The 21775-nt window shown below is 37.8% G+C and carries 18 protein-coding genes and 1 tRNA gene; 4 read left to right on the top strand and 15 right to left on the bottom strand.

Annotated features, from left to right (window positions below; translation table 11 throughout):
• Positions 1-30 precede the first annotated feature (30 nt).
• Both V2145_RS05255 and V2145_RS05250 read left to right on the top strand, forming a co-directional pair.
• The gene (locus tag V2145_RS05255) at positions 31-915 is read left to right on the top strand and encodes an LCP family protein (protein ID WP_397428339.1); all 885 of its coding nucleotides are present in this window, start codon (positions 31-33) and stop codon (positions 913-915) included.
• Between the two features lie 117 nt (positions 916-1032).
• Positions 1033-1398 carry a cupin gene (locus V2145_RS05250; protein WP_311857238.1) on the top strand — a complete coding sequence of 122 codons (366 nt, stop codon included), beginning with the start codon at positions 1033-1035 and terminating at the stop codon, positions 1396-1398.
• Positions 1399-1611: 213 nt separating this feature from the next.
• On the opposite strand, the gene V2145_RS05245 is transcribed toward V2145_RS05250, so the two are convergent.
• From V2145_RS05245 to V2145_RS05235, 3 genes are all read right to left on the bottom strand, one after another.
• Entirely contained in the window at positions 1612-3141 is a 1530-nt protein-coding gene (locus V2145_RS05245) for an ABC transporter permease/substrate-binding protein (RefSeq protein WP_311857235.1), read from the bottom strand.
• Positions 3141-4100, bottom strand: coding sequence for an ABC transporter ATP-binding protein (locus V2145_RS05240; RefSeq protein ID WP_094912061.1), 960 nt, complete (start codon positions 4098-4100; stop codon positions 3141-3143). The genes V2145_RS05245 and V2145_RS05240 overlap by 1 nt, the downstream gene beginning before the upstream one ends.
• A 171-nt stretch (positions 4101-4271) precedes the next feature.
• Positions 4272-4344 (bottom strand) — tRNA-Thr (locus V2145_RS05235).
• Positions 4345-4542: 198 nt separating this feature from the next.
• Between V2145_RS05235 and V2145_RS05230 the strand changes: the two genes are divergently transcribed.
• A complete protein-coding gene (locus tag V2145_RS05230) occupies positions 4543-5595 on the top strand; it encodes an aromatic ring-hydroxylating oxygenase subunit alpha (protein ID WP_311857231.1) in 1053 nt (350 codons plus the stop codon).
• A 35-nt stretch (positions 5596-5630) separates the two neighbouring features.
• Here V2145_RS05230 and V2145_RS05225 read toward each other — a convergent pair whose 3' ends face one another.
• Positions 5631-6164, bottom strand: a complete 534-nt coding sequence (locus tag V2145_RS05225) for a GNAT family N-acetyltransferase (protein ID WP_311857226.1) — start codon at positions 6162-6164, stop codon at positions 5631-5633.
• A gap of 105 nt (positions 6165-6269) precedes the next feature.
• Entirely contained in the window at positions 6270-7763 is a 1494-nt protein-coding gene (locus tag V2145_RS05220; RefSeq protein WP_094912058.1) for a DHA2 family efflux MFS transporter permease subunit, read from the bottom strand.
• A gap of 189 nt (positions 7764-7952) precedes the next feature.
• On the opposite strand from V2145_RS05220, the gene V2145_RS05215 reads away from it, so the two are divergent.
• A complete protein-coding gene (locus tag V2145_RS05215; protein ID WP_311857223.1) occupies positions 7953-8858 on the top strand; it encodes a TetR/AcrR family transcriptional regulator in 906 nt (301 codons plus the stop codon).
• 13 nt (positions 8859-8871) lie between these two features.
• Here V2145_RS05215 and V2145_RS05210 read toward each other — a convergent pair whose 3' ends face one another.
• The 10 genes from V2145_RS05210 to V2145_RS05165 all read right to left on the bottom strand — a co-directional run bounded on the left by V2145_RS05210 (position 8872) and on the right by V2145_RS05165 (position 21753).
• Positions 8872-10797: a glycoside hydrolase family 3 protein gene (locus V2145_RS05210; RefSeq protein WP_330987379.1), complete on the bottom strand. Its 1926-nt coding sequence runs from the start codon at positions 10795-10797 to the stop codon at positions 8872-8874.
• Positions 10798-10818: 21 nt separating this feature from the next.
• On the bottom strand, positions 10819-12072 hold the full coding sequence (locus V2145_RS05205) for an exo-beta-N-acetylmuramidase NamZ family protein (protein ID WP_330987378.1): 1254 nt from the start codon (positions 12070-12072) through the stop codon (positions 10819-10821).
• Positions 12073-12179: 107 nt separating this feature from the next.
• Positions 12180-13193, bottom strand: coding sequence for a MupG family TIM beta-alpha barrel fold protein (locus V2145_RS05200; protein ID WP_330987377.1), 1014 nt, complete (start codon positions 13191-13193; stop codon positions 12180-12182).
• A complete protein-coding gene (locus tag V2145_RS05195) occupies positions 13190-14551 on the bottom strand; it encodes a PTS transporter subunit EIIC (protein ID WP_311857211.1) in 1362 nt (453 codons plus the stop codon). The genes V2145_RS05200 and V2145_RS05195 overlap by 4 nt, the downstream gene beginning before the upstream one ends.
• A 51-nt stretch (positions 14552-14602) precedes the next feature.
• Entirely contained in the window at positions 14603-15460 is an 858-nt protein-coding gene (locus V2145_RS05190) for a MurR/RpiR family transcriptional regulator (protein ID WP_094912052.1), read from the bottom strand.
• A gap of 16 nt (positions 15461-15476) precedes the next feature.
• Positions 15477-16382 (bottom strand): N-acetylmuramic acid 6-phosphate etherase, encoded by a 906-nt coding sequence (gene murQ, locus V2145_RS05185; protein ID WP_311857208.1) that lies wholly within the window; start codon positions 16380-16382, stop codon positions 15477-15479.
• Positions 16383-16556: 174 nt separating this feature from the next.
• Positions 16557-17384, bottom strand: a complete 828-nt coding sequence (locus V2145_RS05180; protein WP_131888072.1) for a carbohydrate ABC transporter permease — start codon at positions 17382-17384, stop codon at positions 16557-16559.
• A gap of 12 nt (positions 17385-17396) precedes the next feature.
• Complete coding sequence (locus V2145_RS05175) at positions 17397-18239, bottom strand: carbohydrate ABC transporter permease (protein WP_330988122.1); 843 nt, start codon at positions 18237-18239, stop codon at positions 17397-17399.
• 93 nt (positions 18240-18332) lie between these two features.
• Positions 18333-19574: an ABC transporter substrate-binding protein gene (locus tag V2145_RS05170; protein ID WP_094912049.1), complete on the bottom strand. Its 1242-nt coding sequence runs from the start codon at positions 19572-19574 to the stop codon at positions 18333-18335.
• A 61-nt stretch (positions 19575-19635) separates the two neighbouring features.
• On the bottom strand, positions 19636-21753 hold the full coding sequence (locus tag V2145_RS05165; RefSeq protein ID WP_094912048.1) for an amylo-alpha-1,6-glucosidase: 2118 nt from the start codon (positions 21751-21753) through the stop codon (positions 19636-19638).
• Between the last annotated feature and the right edge of the window lie 22 nt (positions 21754-21775).

Genomic DNA, 21775 nt, shown 5'->3' with positions numbered 1-21775 from the left:
AAACGACATAAACAGAGAAAGAAAAAGCGAATGAGAAGATTTTTTCTTTTTTGCTTTGTAGTACTGATTGCTTTAGCTGGATATGTTTTTTATCAATATCAACAAGGGTTGGCTGAAGCGGACGGCGACTTTCAAAAAGATGGACAATTTGAATTTAACGGTAAAAGCGCCAATTTAGATACTATGAACGTTCTTCTTTTAGGGATTGATTCCCGTGGGGAAGAACATTCACGTGCTGATACAATTATGATTGCGCACTATGACAAGGATAATAACCAGCCAAAGATTGTATCTCTTATGCGAGATAGTTATGTAGATATACCCGGGTATGGAAAAAATAAAATCAATGCAGCATATGCATTTGGGGGACCTGAGCTTTTGCGCAAAACAATAAAGGAAAATTTCGGTATCGATGTGAATTACTATGCGGTAGTAGATTTTAAAGGCTTCTCAAAAGTTGTAGATACAATTGCTCCAAATGGTATTGAAGTTGATATTAACCAAAGAATGTCCCATGGTATCGGGATGACCTTAGAACCGGGAAAGCAGACGCTTCACGGTGAAGAGCTATTAGGCTATGTGCGATTTAGACATGATAGTCAAAGTGACTTTGGACGGGTTCAAAGACAGCAAGAAGTTTTAGGTAAACTTACAGAAGAAGCGTTAACACTTCAAACAATAGCTAAAGCACCTAAGTTATGGGGAATTATTGATCCATATGTGGATACAAATGTACCGCCAAAGACCTTCGTGTCTATCGGAAAAGACTTCTTACTTGGAAGTTCGAATGAGCTTGATTCGCTCCGCATCCCTGTTGACGGTGCGTTTACCAATGAACGCGTTTCAGGAGCAGGCGCTGTACTACGATTAGATCTAGAAAAGAACAGGCAGGAAATTCAAACATTCTTAGATTAAAAAGACCCAAAAAGCAGACAGTTTTCTGCTTTTTGGGTCTTTTTTTTATGTTCATACATATATTAGTTACGCTACGGAAACACGACAACGAAATCCGTGTCTACTGGAGGGACCAACGTGAAACTATATCAATATGCTCAGCGTAAAACTGACTCTATGCTTTATCAGCCTTATCATTTCAACACCATTCTTTCTCAAACAGGAGATGTAAAAATAAATTACATTTCATTAGCTCCTTATGATTACGCGCCTCAAACTGAAGCCACGATTCCAAAACTATTATTAGTTGTAGGCGGCGAAGGATGGGTTGGTAACAGTGAGGAGCGAATTGGTGTCAATTCCGGAGAAGCCGTATTCTGGAAAGCTGGTGAATACGTTGAATTTGGTAGTGCGAATGGAATGACCTGTATTAGTATTGAAGGCTTTGAGATTTCTCCAGATACGTGGCTTCAAGCACTACATAAAGGTACGGCTTCGTCGTAAGTAAAAAAGAGGATAGTCATAACTAAATGATTCCTTTTTTAGCATAATTATGTTGTAAAAACAAGTTCGTTCCATTATGCTTCAAACACTTGCTTTCCGCGGCGAAAGCAAGTGTTTGAAGCCAACAAAAAATATCAGAACGATTAAAAGGAGTTAACTTTCAACAGTTCTGATATCTCATTATCCTAAATACTTATGCTCAAACCTAATTTACTAATTACCTCCTGATACTAATCCCTTTTCAACCAAGAACTTACGAGCTACCTCTTCTGCTGCTTTTCCTTCAGCATTGACTTCATAGTTCATTTTACGCATTTCTTCATCCGTAATTTTCCCTGCTAACTTATTGAGAATCTCTTTTAATTCAGGGTATTCTTTTAATGTTTCTTCTCTTAAGACCGGGGCACCTTGATAAGGTGGAAAGAACTTTTCATCATCTTCTAGAACTGCTAGATTATACTGTTCAATTTCTGGATCTGTTGCATACGCATCCAATAAGTTAATATCACCTGTTTGGACTGCATTATAGCGAAGCTTTGGTTCCATCGTTTTAACATTTTTTAGAGCTAAGCCATACTCTTTTTGAAGACCTGCATATCCATCTTCTCGATCCTTAAATTCGAGGGTCAAGCCAGCCTTTACCTGATCCGCCACGTTTGTTAAGTCTGAAATGGTTTTCACATTATTTTGTTCCGCAAACTCTTTGGTCACTGTTAATGTATACGTGTTATTAAAAGCCATCGGTTGAAGGTAAGCTAAATCAAATTTCTCCTTGAGTCCTATTTTGGCTTGTTCGTACACCTCACTAGCCTCTTTGCTGTCAGGCTGCTCTTTTAAATGCGTAACAAGCGCTGTTCCCGTATATTCTGGATAAATATCAATTTCTTTATTACGAAGGGCTTCAAATACAAAAACTGTTTTTCCCAATGACGAACGTAAATCTACTTTCAAATTCGTTTCATCTTCAATTAACTGCTTATACATATTAATTAAAATATCTGGTTCTGCACCAAGTTTCCCACCAATTACAAGATCTGGTTCAGTTGTTTTCATAGCGATGAACGGGGAAGAAAGAATCAGTACTAAAATAGCCACCATGATAATAGGACGTTTTTTTGAACCCTTCTTTGAAGAATTTTCAATTATTCGAAGAGCGACATCAAAGACAATTGCTAATAGGGCTGCTGGAATGGCCCCTAATAAAATAAGAGCATTATCGCTTCGATCGATTCCTAATAGAATTAAGCTACCTAATCCACCTGCACCAATTAATGCAACGATGGTCGCTGTTCCAATAATTAGAACCATTGCTGTACGAATACCAGCCATTATAACTGGAAGAGCTAATGGGAGTTCGACTTTTACCAGTCGCCTAAATGAATTCATCCCCATTGCTCTTGCTGCTTCAATTAAAGATGGATCTACTTCTTTAATTCCTGTATATGTATTGCGAACAATTGGTAATAAAGCATAGAGAAACAAAGCAATAACAGCGGGAACGGTTCCTATTCCTACTACTGGAATTAATAACCCTAATAAAGCTAATGAAGGAATCGTTTGTAGAACAGCCGTTACGCCAATAATAGGCTCAGCAATTCGTTCATGCCTTGTTAAATACAGACCAAGAGGTACGGAAATTAACACTGCAATTAATAGCGCGAGTACGGAAATCTGAACATGTTCAAGCAGTGCTTGAAGAAGCGCGTCTCCCCTTTGTTCTAACAGAGTAGTTAATCCGTTCATTATACCATCGCTCCTTGTTTTGATTTATTAGACAAGAAGGCAAGGATATTTTTGTTTGTTACAATACCAATTTTTCTTGAACCTTTATAAACACCAACATAATCGTTTTCTTGTAAAAGTTCTATCGCTTCGCTAATAGATGCGGATGACTTTAATTGTACGGGTGCTTCAATGTGCTCAAAATCTTGCTGGTTTGTTTCATTAACGAATACTTCCAATGGTTGGAGCAATATGCTTCCCTGATTACCAATAAATGATTTCACAAAATCATTTTTAGGCTTTTGAATAAATTCTTCCGGTGTGCCAATTTGAACTACTTCCCCATCTTTCATTAAACAAATACGATCGCCAAGCGTCATTGCTTCGCTCATATCATGCGTAACAAAGACGAATGTCTTTTTTATCTTTTCTTTTAAAGCTAAAACGTCTTGCTGCAGTTGATCACGACTTAGCGGGTCCAATGCACTGAAAGGTTCGTCCATCAGAATAACGGGCGGATCGGCTGCGAGGGCTCTAGCTACACCAATGCGCTGCTGTTGCCCACCGGAAAGCTCAGAAGGTTTGCGATTGCGGTACTGCTTAGGGTCAAGTCCAACAAGTTCTAATAACTCGTCTACACGCTTTTTAATTTTATTCTTTTTCCACCCCTTCATCTCAGGTACTACCGCTATGTTTTCAGCAATGGTCATATGAGGGAATAGAGCAATTTGCTGGAGTACGTAACCGATTTCCCAGCGAAGTTCATTGATGTTGTGATCAGTTACTTTTTTATCTGCTATGTATAGATTACCACTAGTTACATCGTGTAAGCGATTTATCATTTTGAGCGTTGTTGTTTTTCCACATCCACTAGGACCAATAAGAACAAAAAACTCTCCTTGCTTTATTTCTAAATTAATTTCTTTAACAGCTATAGTTCCATCCTCATACTGTTTTGAAACATTTTTAAATGTAATCAAATTTAGATGCACTCCTCGTCCAATTTTTATTGCTAACCTCTTTTACCCCTGGTTTTTATTGCTTAAACATTTTTATCGTTTCTCTCTTTTTTGAAAATAAACCTTTTAAAGAATACCAAAAAAAAACGAGATCCCTTACTTAAAAAGGCTCTCGTTTTACTACACTTATTATGCTAGCGACAGGGATTGAACCTGCGACCTCTTGCTTACCATGCAAGTGCTCTACCTACTGAGCTACGCCAGCGTCAATCATAATTATATCATATTCTTGTATTTTTTCAAAACACTTTATTTCATTTATTATCCAAAATATATTTATCTAATCCACCATAGTCTACAAAAATTCAAATGAATGTAAGAATACCTAACAATAAAAATGAGAATTTTCTAAAAATGAGTTACACTGGTAAAACATTCAAGAAACTAGAAAGGAAGAAGATAAATGGACCAACAACAAATGCTTAAAAAATCTCCCCCAAAAACACCTTACCCACGTGACTGTACGTTTAGCAAGGAGGACTGGACTACTCTTTCAACTTATTGGTATCCCGTCGCACAAATAGCTGAAGTAAACGAAAAGCCGCTTAGCGTTAAGCTGCTAGATGTTAATTTAGTGGTATATCGAACTAAAAAACAAGTTGTTGTAGCCCGAGATCTCTGCGTTCACCGCGGAACTCCGCTTAGTATGGGTTGGATAGAGGACGATGAAATTGTATGTCCTTATCATGGATTCCGCTACAACACAGAAGGAGCTTGCACATCAATACCAGCGCACCCTGATGCAAATATATCTCCCCGCCTTTGCATGACAGTGTACCCTGCTATCGAGCGTTTTGGACTCATTTGGACATCGTTAACAGGGGAAATAGATAACATTCCACAGTTTCAGGCTTGGGATGACCCTGACTTTCAACAAATTGTTTGTCCTAGCTTTGATATAGGTGGTTCAGCAGGTCGACAGATGGAAGGCTTTTTGGATGTTGCACATTTTGCCTGGGTTCATACGGAGACATTTGGTGATCGGAATAATGCATTCGTTCCCAGATATAAAGTTGATAAAACAGACTATGGTTTAAACGTGGAGTATTTAAGCACTGTGAGTAATTATTCTAAAGAGCAAGCCCACTTAAATCCGGAAAACTTTAAATGGCTGCGAGTATTTGACGTGTATCCACCTTTCACTGCTACGCTAAAAGTTTATTTTCCTGAAGGGGGCCAGCTTTGGATTATGAATGCAGTTTGTCCGGTTTCTGCCCGTGAAACACGCTTATTTGTACCTATTGCCCGCAACTTTGACAAGGACTCTCCTGTTGAAGGTGTTTATGACTTTAATCTTCGAGTATTTGATGAGGATCGTGAGATGGTCGAAAATCAAAAGCCTGAAGATCTTCCTCTTGATTTACAAATGGAAGCTCATATCGCGGCTGACCAAACATCCATTGCTTATCGAAAACTGCTAAAATCAATGGGCTTAAGCTTTATTTATACGAGCTAATAAAAAGCGCGTCAGGTTGAAACTTGACGCGCTTTTTATTGATCATGTTTGAGTCGGGCATACATGCATAAATCAATAAACGTTCCTTTTGACTTTTCAGCTTTTCGCAAGGTCCCTTCATATTGAAAGCGATTCTTCTCTAATACATGAATCGAAGCTTTATTTGCTGCTTCTACTTTAGCCGATATTCTAACCATATGAAGGTACGAAAAACCATGATTAACTAATTGTTCAACTACCTCTGAACCATACCCTTGTCTCCAGAACGCTTCGTCTAGTTCATAACCAATCTCTCCATGCTGATTATGAGTATCAATTTGATTAAACCCGCATGAACCCATAATTTTTGCTTGCTCTTTATGAAAGATCGTATAGCGTAGCGCTTTTTGTTCCTTCGCGAGATTCTTTAGATACACAATCATTTCCCCTGCTTGCTTTTCATCACAAAAAGGATCAATATTCATGAATTCAGTTATTTTTGGATTAGACCATATTTTAAAAAGCTCCGGTGCGTGCGCAAGTTGGATTGGAATTAGGCAAATCCGTTCACCTTGAAGAGGTTGCCCCATAACTCCTCCTCCTTTCAATACTCATCATACTTTTTTCACTATACAATGAACACATTCATAAAAAAAGGTAAGGTTCACTTATAAATGAACCTTACCTTTTTCATTTTATTTAGCAAACTGTTCTCTTTTAACAGCTTGTTGATCTTGTTTAACTCCGCTAACTGTCACGCGCTTCATAAAGAGAGATAAAATTAATGCCACCACTATAAGTATCGATGAAATTAAAAATGAATCATTAATTCCTTCAACCATTGCCTGTAGTCCAATTTGCTGTTGCAAATCAGCCGTTGGTGCAACCACTCCATTACTCATTGCTTCTTTCGCTAATTCTTCTGCATGAAATTCTGTGCGGTTAGACATAACTGTTACAAGTAAAGCCGAACCAATAGCTCCTGACACTTGTTGTAATGTATTATTCATCGCTGTGCCATGTGGATTAAACTGCTGCGGAAGCTGATTTAACCCATTTGTCATAATTGGCATCATAACCATTGACATACCGAACATACGAGCCGTATATAGAATAATTAACTCCGTATACGTAGTTGTTAACGATAACTGACTAAACATATACGTCGTAATACCTGTGATAGCTAGCCCAATTACAGCTAGTACGCGTGCACCAAATTTATCAAACAGCTTCCCAGTAATTGGAGACATAATCCCCATGACTAAGGCTCCTGGTAATAACAAGAGTCCTGAATCTAAAGGCGAAATCCCTCGAGCACTCTGTACGTACATTGGAAGCAATAGCATTGCAGAGAACAATGCCATCGTAATAACAATTGAAATGGCAGATGACAATGCAAACATTGGATATTTAAAGATACGAAACTCTAGCATTGGCTTTTCAAGCTTAAATTGACGAGTAATAAATAGGACTAACCCAATCACTCCAACGATGATTGTTCCGTATACTTCTAGTGATCCCCATCCTTTGTCTCCAGCTGAACTAAATCCGTACAGTAACCCCCCAAATCCAAATACAGAAAGAATTAAAGAAAGCTTATCTAACTGAATATCTACCTTTTCCTTTTGATCTTTCAACAAGAAAAATGCTAACACAAGAACAATAACTGCAATTGGCGTTACAACGTGAAATAGCATTCTCCAGTCATAATGTTCAATTAACCATCCTGAAAGAGTTGGGCCGATTGCAGGTGCAAAAATCATCACCAATCCAAAAATACCCATTGCTCCCCCGCGCTTTTCAATTGGAAAGCTCGTTAACAGCACATTCATTAATAGCGGCATCATAATAGCTGCTCCCGATGCTTGAATAACACGAGCAGCTAACAATACTCCAAATTCCGGTGCTACCCCAGCTACTATTGTACCCGTTGTAAAAAGAGCCATCGCTGTTAAAAACAAGCTGCGGACCGAGTATCGTTGAATTAAAAAAGCAGTGGTTGGAATCATGATACCATTGACAAGCATATAACCTGTCGTTAGCCACTGAACGGTTGATGTTGTTACTCCTAATTCATTTTTTATGGATGGTAAAGCAATGTTTAATAATGTCTCATTAAGTAATGAAATAAATGCTCCTATAAGTAAAATACCAATAATTCCATATGGTGGTTTTTTTGTAGTTTGCATAAAGTTCCTCCTCTCATTAAACCATTAGTATATTTTTTTATACCATCAGTTTACATATTGTATATTATACCTTCAGTCCACTTTTTGCAACAAAAAAAAGCCCTTATTTTAAAAGAGTTTGTGTAAACGCTTTTTCTCTTGTATCATAAATAAATAGACAGGTAGTACACTTTTATTGCAGGTGATAAAATGAATAAAAAACAAGAATTGATGCTAAAGAGTGCTCATAAGCTCTTTGTTGAAAAAGGATTCCAAGCAACATCTATACAAGATATCGTTGAAGATAGTGGAATTTCAAAAGGCACGTTTTATAATTACTTTTCGTCTAAGAATGAGCTAGTCATTAAAATTTTCGAGTCCGTTTATAATGAGTTAGAAACCAAAAGAAATGAATTTTTAATTGGCCAAAATCGTTCAGACTTAGATATATTCATTAAGCAAATTGAACTTCAAGTACAAATGCATCATCAAAATCAATTGTTTACACTATTTGAAGAGATTTTCTTTTCAAATAACGCTGAGCTAAAGGAGCATTTTAAACAAGCTCAGCTTTACGAATTACACTGGCTTTATAATCGATTAATTGACTTGTTTGGCTCAGACAAAAAAGCTTATTTACTGGACTGCGCCATTATGTTTTTAGGACTTCTACACCGTAACTTTCACTACAGCGTTATGGCACATCATAACCAAATTAACGCACCTAAAATCATTCGCTATACGGTTAATCGATTAGTTCATCTAGTGAAAGACGTTTCTACTAACCAAGAAATGCTTTTTGATCCTGACTTACTAACACAGTGGGTTCCTTTTCACAATCATTCTCCTCAAACAACTGAACAAAAGATTCGGGCATCTATCTTATTAGTAACGAAAGAAGCAGAAGACGCTAATGATGTAGATAAGCCAAAAATTCTTGAACTACTAACCTTCTTACAAGAAGAGCTGATTCGTCAACCTAAATTACGCTCCTTTGTCATTAGCAGTACTTTGTATTCTTTAAGCAAAACAGTAGTAGGTACATCAGACGAGTTTAAACGTTTAGAAGAGCTTATTGATCTCCTAATTGAAGAACAAAAAGAGCCACCTATGTAGGTAGCTCTTTTGTTTATTTTAAAGGCTTGTTATTTTTAATATTTAATCCTGAACCAAACGGGTATAGCGTCTCTCCTTTATTAATGACAGAAGGAATGGCTACGGGAAGCTTCCCTTTTGGATTAGCAACCCCAAAAATGGTTTTAACACCCGCTGGAATATTTGGCTGACGATAGCGTCCATTTGTGAATCCTTTAAAACCGTAGACCGCCAAAACAGCATTTGCTTCCTCAAAGTTTGCTACATCATAAGGATTTCGCACACTCATCAATACAAACTTTTTACCCTGTGATTGGCTATAGTTCATAACAGCTCTTGGGAAAGCTGTTGCCCATTTGGATGAATCTTGAACTGCGTCATCGATTACCCCATCGTTCACTGCTGGATCATTTTTTACTACATATGAACTTGTAATAACATAATCAGCTTCATTTATCTTTTCTTTAGTTTCTTCTGTAAACGTCTTATTCTCGAATTCTAAGCGTTCCACTTCTACTGACTTAATGTGCTTTTTATCTACTAACTCTTGAATTGTTCGCGCCATTGCATCCGTTTGGTCTTTGAAAGGTGCAACTACCAGTACTTTTTCATGCTTTTTAGGCTTAAATGGCAAAGTACGCTTATCATTTTTTAGTAATGTCACCGCTTCTTCTGCTATTTTTTCTTCTGCTTTTAGGTGCTCTTTGTTTCCTACTACGCTTAAAGCATTTTCCACTTGTTCATCTACGTTGTGATCAGTTGCTTCGTAAATTCCTCGCTTTATTTTTAAATCTATAATTCGTTCAGCTGAGTCATTAATCTCAGCCATTGGAATTTCTCCACTATGGACTGCATTTATTACTCCATTATAAACATCTTCTAAATTTTTTTCCATTTCAATAGAGTTGACTTGAGCAGGCATAAGTGCAATATCTACACCAGCATTAATAGCCATAATAACAGCCTCTTCTTGACCAAAATTATCCGAAATAGCTTTCATATTCAATGCATCTGTAACCACAATTCCATTGTATCCAAGCTCTTTCCGTAAAAGGTCGGTTATAATTCCTTTTGACAAAGTAGCTGGAACCATAATTTGTTGACCATCTTTTTTACTTGTATATGTTGTGTCATCAAGAGCAGGAAACTGTAGGTGCGCCGTCATAATCATGTCTACACCTGCATTCATCGCTTCTTTAAACGGATAAAGCTCCACTTCGTCTAAGCGCTTTTTATCATGTGGTACAACTGGTAAACCATAGTGACTATCTACAGCGGTATCTCCATGTCCTGGGAAATGCTTGGCTGCCGTTGCGATATTTTGTTTTTGCAACCCTTTAATTGTTTGAACACCTAACTTTGCTACTAACTGTGGATCTGAACTAAATGACCGAACACCAATTACCGGGTTTCCTGGGTTATTATTTACGTCAAGCGTCGGTGAAAAGTTTACGTTAACCCCCAAAGAAGACAGCTCTTTACCGATAATCTCTCCAGTTTTGTATGCATTTTGTTCGCTTCTAGTAGCACCAAGTGCCATATTTCCTGGCAAGTTGGTTCCCGACTGCAGCCTTGTAACAATTCCGCCCTCTTGATCAATTGTAATGAGAAGAGGAATATCTTCGCTGGCATTTTGCAGGCCGTTAACTAATCGAACTGTTTGTTCAGTATCTACCACATTTTCTGCAAACAAAATCACGCCGCCAAGATGGTATTTCTTTATAATACTTCCTACTTCATCGTTCATTTCAGTAAATCCTACAGCCGTTTTTTCCCCTTGCTTCTTCCAGTTACGAAAATCTGGCATCAGCATTTGACCAACTTTTTCTTCTAGCGTCATTTCTGAAACAATTCTTTTAGCATCACTCACTTCTTTTGCTGATACTAAAGGAGCCTTAAAAGGAATAAAGATTGAGGTGGCTAAAGCTGCTACAAGTCCTGCACAGATTACCTTTTTCATGAGATCGCTCTCCTCTTTATTTTATTTATACAGCAAATATCCTTTTCTCAACTTTTGAAATTCGCTTAGCTCCGGCTTCCATTCTGCAACAATGTCTTGAATTGATTTTCCATTTTCAATGCCTTGTCGAACTAAATTATTGCCTGTTAGTAAATCAAAGAATGGTTTATTTCCAGCGTTAAACGCAAAGTGATCTGGGTACAAATCGTGAATAGTCTTTACAATTGCTACCCCTGTTTTCACAGGTTCATATGTTGATTCATTACTTACATGGATTTCAATTCCTCCTGAAAGTTTACCGCTATGCTTAGAGAAAGAAGGTGTGAAATAAGATGGACGGAACGTAACGCCTGGAAGTGCAAGTTTATTGAGTTCTTCAGCCAGATCACTTCCGTTAATAAACGGTGCTCCAATTGTTTCAAACGGCTTAGTTGTTCCTCTTCCCTCTGAAACATTTGTCCCTTCAATTAACGAAGCTCCCGGATATACAATGGCTGTGTCTGCTGTTGGCATGTTAGGTGAAGGAGCAATCCATTCTGTAGGTAAATCCTTTGCGGTCATTGATCGTTTCCAGCCTTGCATTTTGACTACTTTTAAATCAGCTCCAATATTGAACTCTTGATTAAATAACTGTGCCAATTCACCTACTGTCATGCCGTGACGAATTGGAATTGGATACATGCCGACAAAGGAAGCATACTCTGCTTGTAAAACCGGTCCTTCTATCTTCTCACCACCTAAGGGATTCGGTCGATCTAAAACAACGATAGGAATATTATTTTCTTTTGCAGCTTCCATTGCGTAAGCCATTGTATAAATATAAGTGTAAAAGCGCGTACCTACATCTTGAATATCAAAAACCAGAACTTCTACACCCTTTAACATTTCAGGAGTTGGCTTTTTAGTTGGACCATACAGACTGTACACAGGAAGCCCCGTTTTTTGATCGATATAGAATTCTACGTGCTGACCAGCTTGAGCATCTCCCCTTACTCCGTGTTCCGGTCCATATAAGGAGACAAGGTCAAAAGCTTTATGTTCATTAAAAATATCAACAATACTTTTAAGCTCTTGATTAACACCTGTTGGATTTGTAATGAGTCCTACTTTTTTTCCTTCTAGAAGTTTCAAATCATCTTCTAAAAGAACTTCAACACCTAACTTAAACTGTTGTTTCTTCCCAGGACCTTTTGCTTCACTGGATGAAGTAAAAAAAGGCACTGCTATACTAAATAAAAGAACAGCTATTAAAACTCCCATTGACCATCTCTTCATTTATAATCCGCTCCATTTCGTTTATTGTGTGAAATGGCTCCTTCTCATGCTGCAGAGTATAAAATGTCTAAAAAGGATACCCATTAGGTTTTGCAAATGAAAATCTTTTATTCTTTTATCAATCTGAGACTATAAGCTTGCTGAGTAAGTTCTAATAATTCTATATCTTCTGGATGGATTTTCCCTATTACGTTGACCCGATCATCAGCCGGTAAGTCATTCAAAACAACATGAACCTCACCTTGGTACCTCCCGTAACGTTCATTGTCCATTGTAATAGTTCCTCGCGTTCGACTAACCGTTTGAATTGGATTTATAACCTCACTTGTACGCGTTCCTTGTAACCGCACAACATCTCGTGAGCGATCCGGACGTAGTCGGTATGTACACGCTGGCAGCGTTTCTGTCAACATACGAAGATTTAATATCTTATACTTATTCCAATCATCTAACGCATTCACTATTCTTTCATCGAATTCAGGATCTCCAATATAAATATTGCTAATCCCTTCTTCAACTAGACGAACTGCTGCTAACAGCATGTTTACTGTACGATGCTGTTCTAAAGTAGGTAATCCTTCAAACAAAGGTCCTCGTTTTTCTTTTTGACCCGCCACAAACGCAACAACGGGAATCTGATATTGAAAAAACATACGATTTTGCTGTTGAAAAAACACTTCATCCAATCCTGTTTCACGCCTTGGATAAAAATTGTGCCATCCCACTAGCTGATTGGCTTCTATGCCCGCTGTAAACAGCGCGTTAAGAAAACTTTCTGACACCGTACTGGCATTAAGAGCCAACTTAAAAAATTGAGAAAGACGAACAATATCCTCTACCTCAAACCCGTCGTCTAATCGAATACCCGTCACGCCCAAGGAAGCCAAATCTTCCAACTGGTGAATCTGCAGATGAGTAGGTGTATGTTTAGAAACATCAGCATAAACTTCCATTTGATGTTTCTTTGCTACTTGCAGTAAATATTTAGCTCTTTGAGCAAGATGACCTGTTTCCTCAGGAATGTGAAGCGAGGTAAACGCTCGCTTCACTCCACTTTTACTTGCTTCTATAATTCTCTGTTCAGCAAATTGATCATTTAAATAAAAAGAAATACCTATCAATCGAACTCTCCTGCCATTTCATCTTTAAATCCAAATCCGTATGTGAATAAAAATCCTGCTATATATGCAATCAATAGCCCAACTAAATATAAAACGATTTGCTGTGCATGAACCAGGAAGGTTAGCGGTAATCCAGAAACCCCTACTGCAACTGTTGCAATATTAAAGTATGCTTGGAAAGCACCTCCAACTCCAGCACCTAAACAAGCTGTTAAAAACGGTCGACCTAATGGTAACGTCACTCCAAAGATAAGTGGTTCTCCAATACCCAGCATTCCTGAAGGTAACGCTCCACCAATAGCTCGTTTCAAACGCTTTTTCTTTGTCTTTGCATAAATCGCAAAGGCCGCCCCGACTTGACCAGCTCCACCCATGGCAAGAATAGGTAGCAAAGGGTCATCCCCAATTGAGTTGATTAGTTCTAAATGAACAGGCGTTAATCCTTGATGCAGTCCTGTTACAACAAGTGGCAAGAATGCTGCTCCTAGAACAAAGCCAGCCACAATTCCTCCAAGATCAAGCACGCTCAGTAATCCTTTTGTAATTAAGTCTGAAATGAATCCTCCAAGAGGCATAAAAACAATATATGTGACAACTCCTGTAACAAGAAGAGCTACAGTAGGTGTTACAATAATATCTAAAGATTGAGGTACAAACGGTCGAACTTTTTTCTCAACAATTGCAATGAAAATAGCTGCAAACAATACGCCAATTAAACCGCCTCGACCGGGTAATAACGCTTCTCCAAAAAGTTGAATGTCTCCCACCGCTGGATTAATAACTAAGATGCCAGCCAGACCTCCTAAAGCTGGAGATCCACCAAACTCTTTTGCTGCATTAATTCCAACTAAGATACCTAGATACGCAAATAAACCGCTTCCAATGGCTGTTAGAATTAAAGCCAGCTGTGAATCTGCTGCTAACCACTCCGCCTGCACAACTGACTTTGTAATTCCGGTAATTAATCCAGAAGCTACTAGAGCTGGAATTAATGGAATAAAAATACTTGCAATTCTTCGTAAAAACAACTTAAACGGTGTTTGATTCTTTGCTTTTAGTTCACTCTTCTTTTGAGCAGCTCTTTCGCTTAAATCTAGCCCCCCAGCTTCATCTATCAGCTGACCAAATGCTTCTGTTACCACCGTAACTTTTCCTGGACCCAAAATAATTTGAAGCGTCTCTTCTTCTACGACCCCCAATACACCATCTATACGCTTAATAGCGTCCAAGTTTACTAGACTCGAATCTAGTACTTTTACTCTTAAGCGCGTCATACAATGCGTATACTCGTTAATATTACTAGCGCCTCCGAGGTTTTCTAATATTGACTTTGCTAACACTTTATTTTCTGTTGACATGCTAGCTCCCCCTTTGTTTTACTGGTTCTCCAAAGTTTGATGTATAAAGCCTTACTTTTGCTTATCCTTTAAAAATTGAATTGCATCTCTTGTACGATCTATATATTCAACGGTTTCATCGTATTTAGTACTTGCCATAGCTAAAAACAATGTATCAATGACGTACAACTGAGCTAACCTAGATGAAGTAGCTGCACTTCGAAACGGCGCTTCTCTTGTGTAGGAAGTATGCAGTGAAATATCCGTTAAAGCTGATACTGCAGATAAACCTTGCTTCGTTAAGCTAATGGTTGTTAAACCTTGCTTTTTCGCTAAGGATAAAATATTAATGACCTCAGACGTTTCTCCTGAAAAAGAAATTCCTACGACAACATCATCAGCTCCTGCGTTTGCAATTAAAGTCGCTACTATATGAACATCAGTAAAGGCCGTCGCTCCCTTATTTACTCGTAAAAACTTCTGCTGTGCATCCATGGCGATGATATGAGAAGCTCCAACACCAAAAAAGTGTATCGTTTTTGCCTTGCTTAAAGCCCTAACGGCTCTTTCAATCTCCTCGTGCTGCAATAGCTCAGAAGTATCACTAATACTTTGAACACTATTGATTGTTGTTTTTTTTACAATAGATTGTATCGTATCATGAGGCGTAATATCACGGTACCCTTGCTCTACCTTTTTGCTTAAGTCTCCTGCTATCCGAACCTTTAAGTCTTGAAATCCCTTTACACCCAACGATTTACAAAGGCGAATAACGGCAGCTCCGCTAGCACCCGCTAATGAACCTAGTTCACCAGCTGTGTAATCCATTACGGCTTCAGGCTGAGCTAAAATATATTCGGCGATTTTCTTCTCAGAAGCTGGTAGCTGTGGAAGGAGAGCGTGAATAATTCTTAATCCACCTGTCGCCATTTTTTCTCTCTCCTTTTCACTTGCTTTGTTGGATTGCTTTTCGAACATATCCATCATTTTTTTCTAGAAGAGTTCGCGCTTCTTCAACTGTTGCTTGCGTTTTAATCATAACAATGGCTGTCTTCACTTCATTATTGGCTTCTTCTAGCGCTGCTTTTGCTTCTTCATATGAAGCTGCAGTTACTTTTTCGATGATCCCAATCGCTCGTTCTTTTAACTTGTAGTTACTGACATTTACGTCAATCATTAAATTTTCATATGCTTTCCCAAGTTTAATCATAGAAGCTGTTGAAATCATGTTTAAAATCATTTTATGAGCTGTTGCGGACTTTAAACGTGTTGATCCTGTTAAAATTTCAGGGCCTACAACGACTTCTATTGCTCGATCTGCCACTTGTGAAATAGCTGCATTTTCATTACATGATAAGGCAATGGCCTTCGCTCCAATACTTTTCGCATACTTCAAAGCTCCAATTACATACGGAGTTCTTCCACTAGCAGCGATCCCAATAACTGTATCAGCGCTTGTTAATTCAATTCTTTGTAAATCTTGCACGCCACCTTCTTCACTGTCTTCTGCTCCTTCAACAGCTTTTACAAATGCACCTTCTCCTCCAGCCATAATTCCTTGTACAGTAGATGGATCCGTACTAAAAGTAGGAGGGCACTCTACAGCATCCAGAACACCTAATCGACCACTTGTACCAGCTCCAATATAAATGAGTCGACCACCCGATTTTAAAGACTGAACAACATATTCAACAGTTGCTTCAATATCTGGTAAAACCGCATTAACAGCTGCAGCTACCTTTTGATCTTCTTCGTTCATAATGCGTAAAATATCAGCTGTGTTTTCAACATCGATATTCATTGTGCGTTCATTGCGAGATTCTGTTGTTAGTATAGTTAGATTTTTATCCATGACTTTTCCTCCTGTAACACAGTTAAATTTACATTCATTATAATTTTATTAAAATTAAATTTCAATAACTAATTAATATTATTAAAATCAAATTTCAATTAGAACTTTTCCTTCTCTTTTCCACAAAAAAAACATGCGCTAACTAATAATCAGCACATGCTTCTAAGTAAAGCTTTATTTTCCGCCTGTAAACGAGATGCCTTTAACAAAGTATTTATTAAAAAAGGCATATAGCAATAACATTGGTAATGTAAAGACCATTGACGCAGCCATAATATAATTCCAATAACTAATATATTGACCTTTGAACGTATTAAGACCGAGGGTTAGCGTGAACATCTCCGTGTCTGACATCACAATTAAAGGTCGCATAAAATCATTCCAAAAGCCCATGAACACAAAAATTGCTTGAGCAGCTAGAGCCGGCTTGGCCAGTGGAAGAACGACTTTAAAGAATGTTCCAAATTTAGATAACCCATCTAGTTCCGCTGCTTCTTCAAGCTCTTTTGGAAAATTAATAAAAAATTGTCGCATCATAAAGATAAACGTTGCATTTACCATTGCCGGTACAATCATTCCCTGATACGTGTTTAACCAACCAAGCTCTTTTAAAATTAAAAAATTGGGAATCATAGTAACCTGTCCTGGGATCATAAGCACAGCTAAAATCATCATAAATATGCTCTTTTTCCCAGGAAAGCTAAGCCTAGCAAGTGCATATCCCGCCATCGAATTAAACAATAAATTTAAAGCTGTTCCAACAACAGCTATAAATAAACTATTAAACAACCAGCGAGGGAACAATTTTTGTTCAATGAAAATTTGCTTGTAATTTTCGAAAGTAAAATCTTTTGGTATAAAGTTCATCGTTCCTGAAACAATTTCTTCTAACGTTTTAAAAGAGGCTGACATTGCCCAAATAAAAGGTATTAACGTAATAAGCGCGTATACTGTTAAAACAACATAAGCAACAACTTTCCAGGCACTTTGGGTCTTTTTCATATCTTCCCCTCCTTAATACATGCTTTCTTCTTTTGAAAATTTACGCTGAATTAATGTCGCGATTAAAATAACAAACGCTAATAAAAATGCTAAAGCAGCTGCATAACCCATCGTTCCTAGGTTTTTAAATGCATATTGATAAATTAACAGAACAACAGTAAGCGTTGAGTTATTTGGACCTCCAGATCCTCCTGAGAAGATAAATGATTGATCAAACAATTGAAATGTTCCAATGAGACCCATAATAACTACAAATGATGTGATTGGCCTTAAATTTGGAACGGTAATATGCCAAAATCGTTGAAAAGCATTGGCTCCATCAAGCTGTGCTGCCTCGTATAAAGAGTCTGGTACATCTTGTAAAGCTGCTAAGTAAATAACCATATAAAATGGTGCCGTTGCCCAAATATTCATAATCATGATTGCAACAAGAGCTACTTGAGGATCTCCCAACCAGTTGTATGTAGGAAGTCCTAATATAGCTAAAGATTGATTAACTAATCCGTTTTGATTATACATCCACATAAAAATTAACGTTAAAACCGCAGATGATGTAAGCGTTGGCAGAAAATAAATAATCCTAAAAAATTTCTCTGCTTTTAGTCCTGCATTTAATGTAGCTGCTAATACTAAAGCTAAAATAGTTTGTGCAGGTACAACAATAATTACATACTTCAGCGTGTTCCAAAGCGCAATATGTGCTTTGTCATCCTCTAACACCTTCATATAGTTTTCTAGCCCTCGAAAGCTAAATTCAGTACCACCTAGTAGCTGGACTTTATTTAACGATAGAAAGATAGCATAGAAGATGGGAGTAATTACAAATAACAATAATACAAAAAGCGTTGGTGACATGAACCCGTAGCCTTGCCCAATATCACGTAGCTTATACTGTTGTTTTTGTCTTTTAGCTTTTTTCATTTTATCCACTCCATTGTTGAGCTTGCTTTATTCGTAGATACTGATTTCTTTATTCGCCTGCTCTTCTGCTTTTTGTAGCGCTTCTTTTAACTCACTTTGTCCAAGAAAAGCACTTAAAAATTGGTTGTTAAAATTGTTCATGATGATAGGGAGGTATGGACCGTCCTGCCACACAGTTGCATAGGAAGCTCCAGCGACAAGTGCTTTTCTTTTTTCATCATTTGCATATCCCAGTCTATCTGCAACAGACTTTCTTGTTGGTAAAGCAAAACCTTTGCTTGTCCAAATTTCCATCCCTTCTTTTCCTGTTAAATATTCAATAAGTTTCCAAGATGCCTCTTTTTGCTTGGATTCTGCATTCATCACATATCCCACTGCAAAAGCCATGGTTCCTCGTTTCTTATTCACCGTTGGTACTTCGGCTGTACCATAATCTAAATGCGGAAATGATTGATCAAGAAATGGAATCATCCAATTTCCTTCTACTACCATTGCCACTTTTTCTTGAGCAAACATATCAGTACCTGAATTAGCTCCAACATCAGATGGCTGAACAGACGTTTTATCCTTTTGATACTGATCTACAATAGGTTGTAGCGCATCGATTACTTCTTTGCTTGCAAAATTAGCTTTGTTATCTTTTACAACATCTCCACCATTTGATTCAGCAATATAGAAAAGCCTCGCTAACTCAGGCGATACGCCTAGACCTTTGATACCTTGTTTTTCAAAAACCTTTGATACTTCAATGAGCTCATCCCAGGTTGTTGGAACTTCTACCCCTGCTTCTTTAAAGAGCTTTTTATTATAAAAAAGTGCTAAAGTTGAATAATCTTTTGGAAATCCATACGTTTTACCATCCTTTTGAAACGCTTTCAACATTGGGGTTTCAAAGTCTTCAACATCAAATTCTTTCTTCACGTAAGGGGTTAAGTCTTCAATAATTCCCGTTTCAATTAGGCCTGGTGCTTCTAACGCATCTAAATAAAACACATCAGGTCCATTGCCTCCAATTAAACGTGTTTTTAAAATATCCATGTACTGATCCGTAATAACTTCATGTTTTACAGAGATTTCTGGATGCTTCTTTTCAAATTCAGCGATTGTTTGCTTCAATAATCGCATTTCTTCAGGATTTCCTCCCCATCCTGCTAACACCACTTCGGTTTTTTCAGCACTGCTTTTGGTTTCATTTGAACACCCTACTAAAGCGGTACTGGCTACAACCAAAAGTATGCTGAACATCATTAACCACTTTTTATAGCTCATCAACCATTCCTCCTTCGTCATCTATGAGCCGAGCAGGATTTTCCACTCGACTCATAAATGATTATGAACAATTTACCATGCGACAATTTGTTATTAATTCGTAGCCCGTTGAGTTTTCTAGCACTTGTAATACGTGTTCATTGTTGTCCTTCACTACTTTTACGGAAAGCATTCCTTCACCAATCTGAATATGCTGAACCGTTAAATCATGCATGTTATTCATTAAGATTGGGTTGATCTTAATCTGCTTCTTCATGCTGTTTGGAAACAACTGCAACATTGTCTGAACAAACGTTAACGGTGTCCCTGCCGCCCACGCTTGAGGAGAACAAGCAACCGGATATTTCACTGGTTTGCCATTTGATTTGGAATAGCCACAAAACAGTTCTGGCAAGCGGTCATATTCAAAGTATGTTGATGCATTAACTAAGCCTTCTATGACTTTATTTGCTTCACGTTGTTTTCCTACCTTGCTAAGCCCTAGCAAAATCATACTGTTATCGTGAGGCCATATGCTTCCATCATGATAGCTCATTGGGTTATACCCTGCCTCTCCCTCACCCATTGTACGAATACCATAGCCAGAAAACATTTTATCGGATAACAACATGCTTGCTACGTGGTCTACTTTGTCTGAACTTAACATATCCGCAAATAAAATGTGACCTGGATTAGAAGTAATCGTTTCTACCTTTTTCTTATGCTCGTCTAGTGCAATTGCATAGAAGGACACATCATCCATCCAAAACTCTTGTTCAAACTTTTCTTTTAGTAGAGCTGCTTCATTACGTAACTTCTCAGCTTTCTCTGTTTTCCCAATTTGCTCATAGAGATTTGCAACTTCAAATTTCGCCTGATATGCGTAGCCTTGTACTTCTGCTAAAGCGATTGGTGTTTTAGCATATTCACCATTTTTATGCACTACTGAATCTGCTGAATCTTTCCAACCTTGATTAGCAATTCCTTTACTAGATTCTTGGTGGTATTCTAAAAATAAATCCCCGTCTCGATCTCCATATTCATCAATCCACATTAGTGCTTTATCAATATTGTTTTCAAGCTCATATACAAGCTTCATGTCTCCTGTCCACTTTACATACTCTGTTAATAAAATTAGAAATAAAGGAGTAGCATCAATCGTTCCGTAATACGGCGTAAATGGAATTTGATTCGTGTTAGCCAACTCTCCATATCGAATCTCATGCATGATTTTCCCTGGTTGTTCATCTCTCCATGAATTTAAAGTTTCACCTTGATACGCTGCCATAGTTAAAAGTGTACCCTTTGCAATGCTTGAATTGAAAGGAAGCATTTGTAAAGCGGCGATTAAACTGTCTCGACCGAATGGAACACCAAACCACGGTAAACCAGCAACAGGGAACTCTCCATATCCTACGTCAGTTAATAGCACACGCAGATCGTTCATCCCTCGATTTATTAACCTTTGAATTGATTCATGATTTGTTTGTACTTTCGTCGATTGTTCTTCCCACTTTTTATATGAATCTTTTAGCTCAGAGAGTGCTACCTTAACTGGAAGTTTAGCTTTAGGATCATCCTGTCCAATCTGTGGTTGGATAGTGAACACCACTTCTTCTGCTTCCTGATGATCTAATGAAAAATGAAAGTCAATTTGCCCTTCTTCCGTTACTGAAGTTGCTGGACGATCCCATGCAATATTTGTAGCACGATAAATATCATCTGCTCCCATATATTTAAATACTAAGCTTTGCTCACCAATGGTTTGTCCACTTCTTTTTCCTACATGACCCGTTTGAAAACCTCGAACAATAAACATGTCATTAAAATCAACATCCATATGAACTGTAATCGTAAAATCTACACGCTTTGGAAAGTAATTTTTAAGCTTAATTGTCTCATATAATACACCGTCATAAATAAAGCGCTCACGTAAAATTTCAATCGATTCACGCCATAGAATAAGATTTTCTTCATTTTCCATATGGGGGTTGGTTAACCGAATAGTTGCCATATAGTTTTCATCAGCATCTGAAGCTAGTAAAATTGGATTCTCACCATTTATCTTTATATTAAGTCCGCTCAAAAAGCGAGTATCCTTTGTATATAAACCTAAGCCATACTGATGATTTTTAGTGATATTTCCCATTTGATCTGTTAACAGAAATAAATCATTTTCTTTAATTACACGATAATCCATTACTACTCCTCCTATTTACCAA

The organism is Priestia sp. GS2 (genome assembly GCF_036409025.1).
Lineage (GTDB): Bacteria > Bacillota > Bacilli > Bacillales > Bacillaceae_H > Priestia > Priestia aryabhattai_A.
Note: the sequence above shows the minus strand (reverse complement) of the source record. Positions and strands in the feature narration are given on the sequence as shown.

Bases quoted from the DNA above. Each gene is read 5' to 3' on its own strand.
- V2145_RS05245 (WP_311857235.1), bottom strand. From the start codon at position 3,141: ATGAACGGATTAACTACTCTGTTAGAACAAAGGGGAGACGCGCTTCTT.
- V2145_RS05165 (WP_094912048.1), bottom strand. From the start codon at position 21,753: ATGGATTATCGTGTAATTAAAGAAAATGATTTATTTCTGTTAACAGAT.
- murQ (WP_311857208.1), bottom strand. From the start codon at position 16,382: ATGGATAAAAATCTAACTATACTAACAACAGAATCTCGCAATGAACGC.
- V2145_RS05225 (WP_311857226.1), bottom strand. From the start codon at position 6,164: ATGGGGCAACCTCTTCAAGGTGAACGGATTTGCCTAATTCCAATCCAA.
- V2145_RS05190 (WP_094912052.1), bottom strand. From the start codon at position 15,460: ATGGCGACAGGTGGATTAAGAATTATTCACGCTCTCCTTCCACAGCTA.
- V2145_RS05220 (WP_094912058.1), bottom strand. From the start codon at position 7,763: ATGCAAACTACAAAAAAACCACCATATGGAATTATTGGTATTTTACTT.
- V2145_RS05215 (WP_311857223.1), top strand. From the start codon at position 7,953: ATGAATAAAAAACAAGAATTGATGCTAAAGAGTGCTCATAAGCTCTTT.
- V2145_RS05210 (WP_330987379.1), bottom strand. From the start codon at position 10,797: ATGAAAAAGGTAATCTGTGCAGGACTTGTAGCAGCTTTAGCCACCTCA.
- V2145_RS05255 (WP_397428339.1), top strand. From the start codon at position 31: ATGAGAAGATTTTTTCTTTTTTGCTTTGTAGTACTGATTGCTTTAGCT.
- V2145_RS05230 (WP_311857231.1), top strand. From the start codon at position 4,543: ATGGACCAACAACAAATGCTTAAAAAATCTCCCCCAAAAACACCTTAC.
- V2145_RS05170 (WP_094912049.1), bottom strand. From the start codon at position 19,574: ATGAGCTATAAAAAGTGGTTAATGATGTTCAGCATACTTTTGGTTGTA.
- V2145_RS05195 (WP_311857211.1), bottom strand. From the start codon at position 14,551: ATGTCAACAGAAAATAAAGTGTTAGCAAAGTCAATATTAGAAAACCTC.
- V2145_RS05175 (WP_330988122.1), bottom strand. From the start codon at position 18,239: ATGTCACCAACGCTTTTTGTATTATTGTTATTTGTAATTACTCCCATC.
- V2145_RS05205 (WP_330987378.1), bottom strand. From the start codon at position 12,072: ATGAAGAGATGGTCAATGGGAGTTTTAATAGCTGTTCTTTTATTTAGT.
- V2145_RS05180 (WP_131888072.1), bottom strand. From the start codon at position 17,384: ATGAAAAAGACCCAAAGTGCCTGGAAAGTTGTTGCTTATGTTGTTTTA.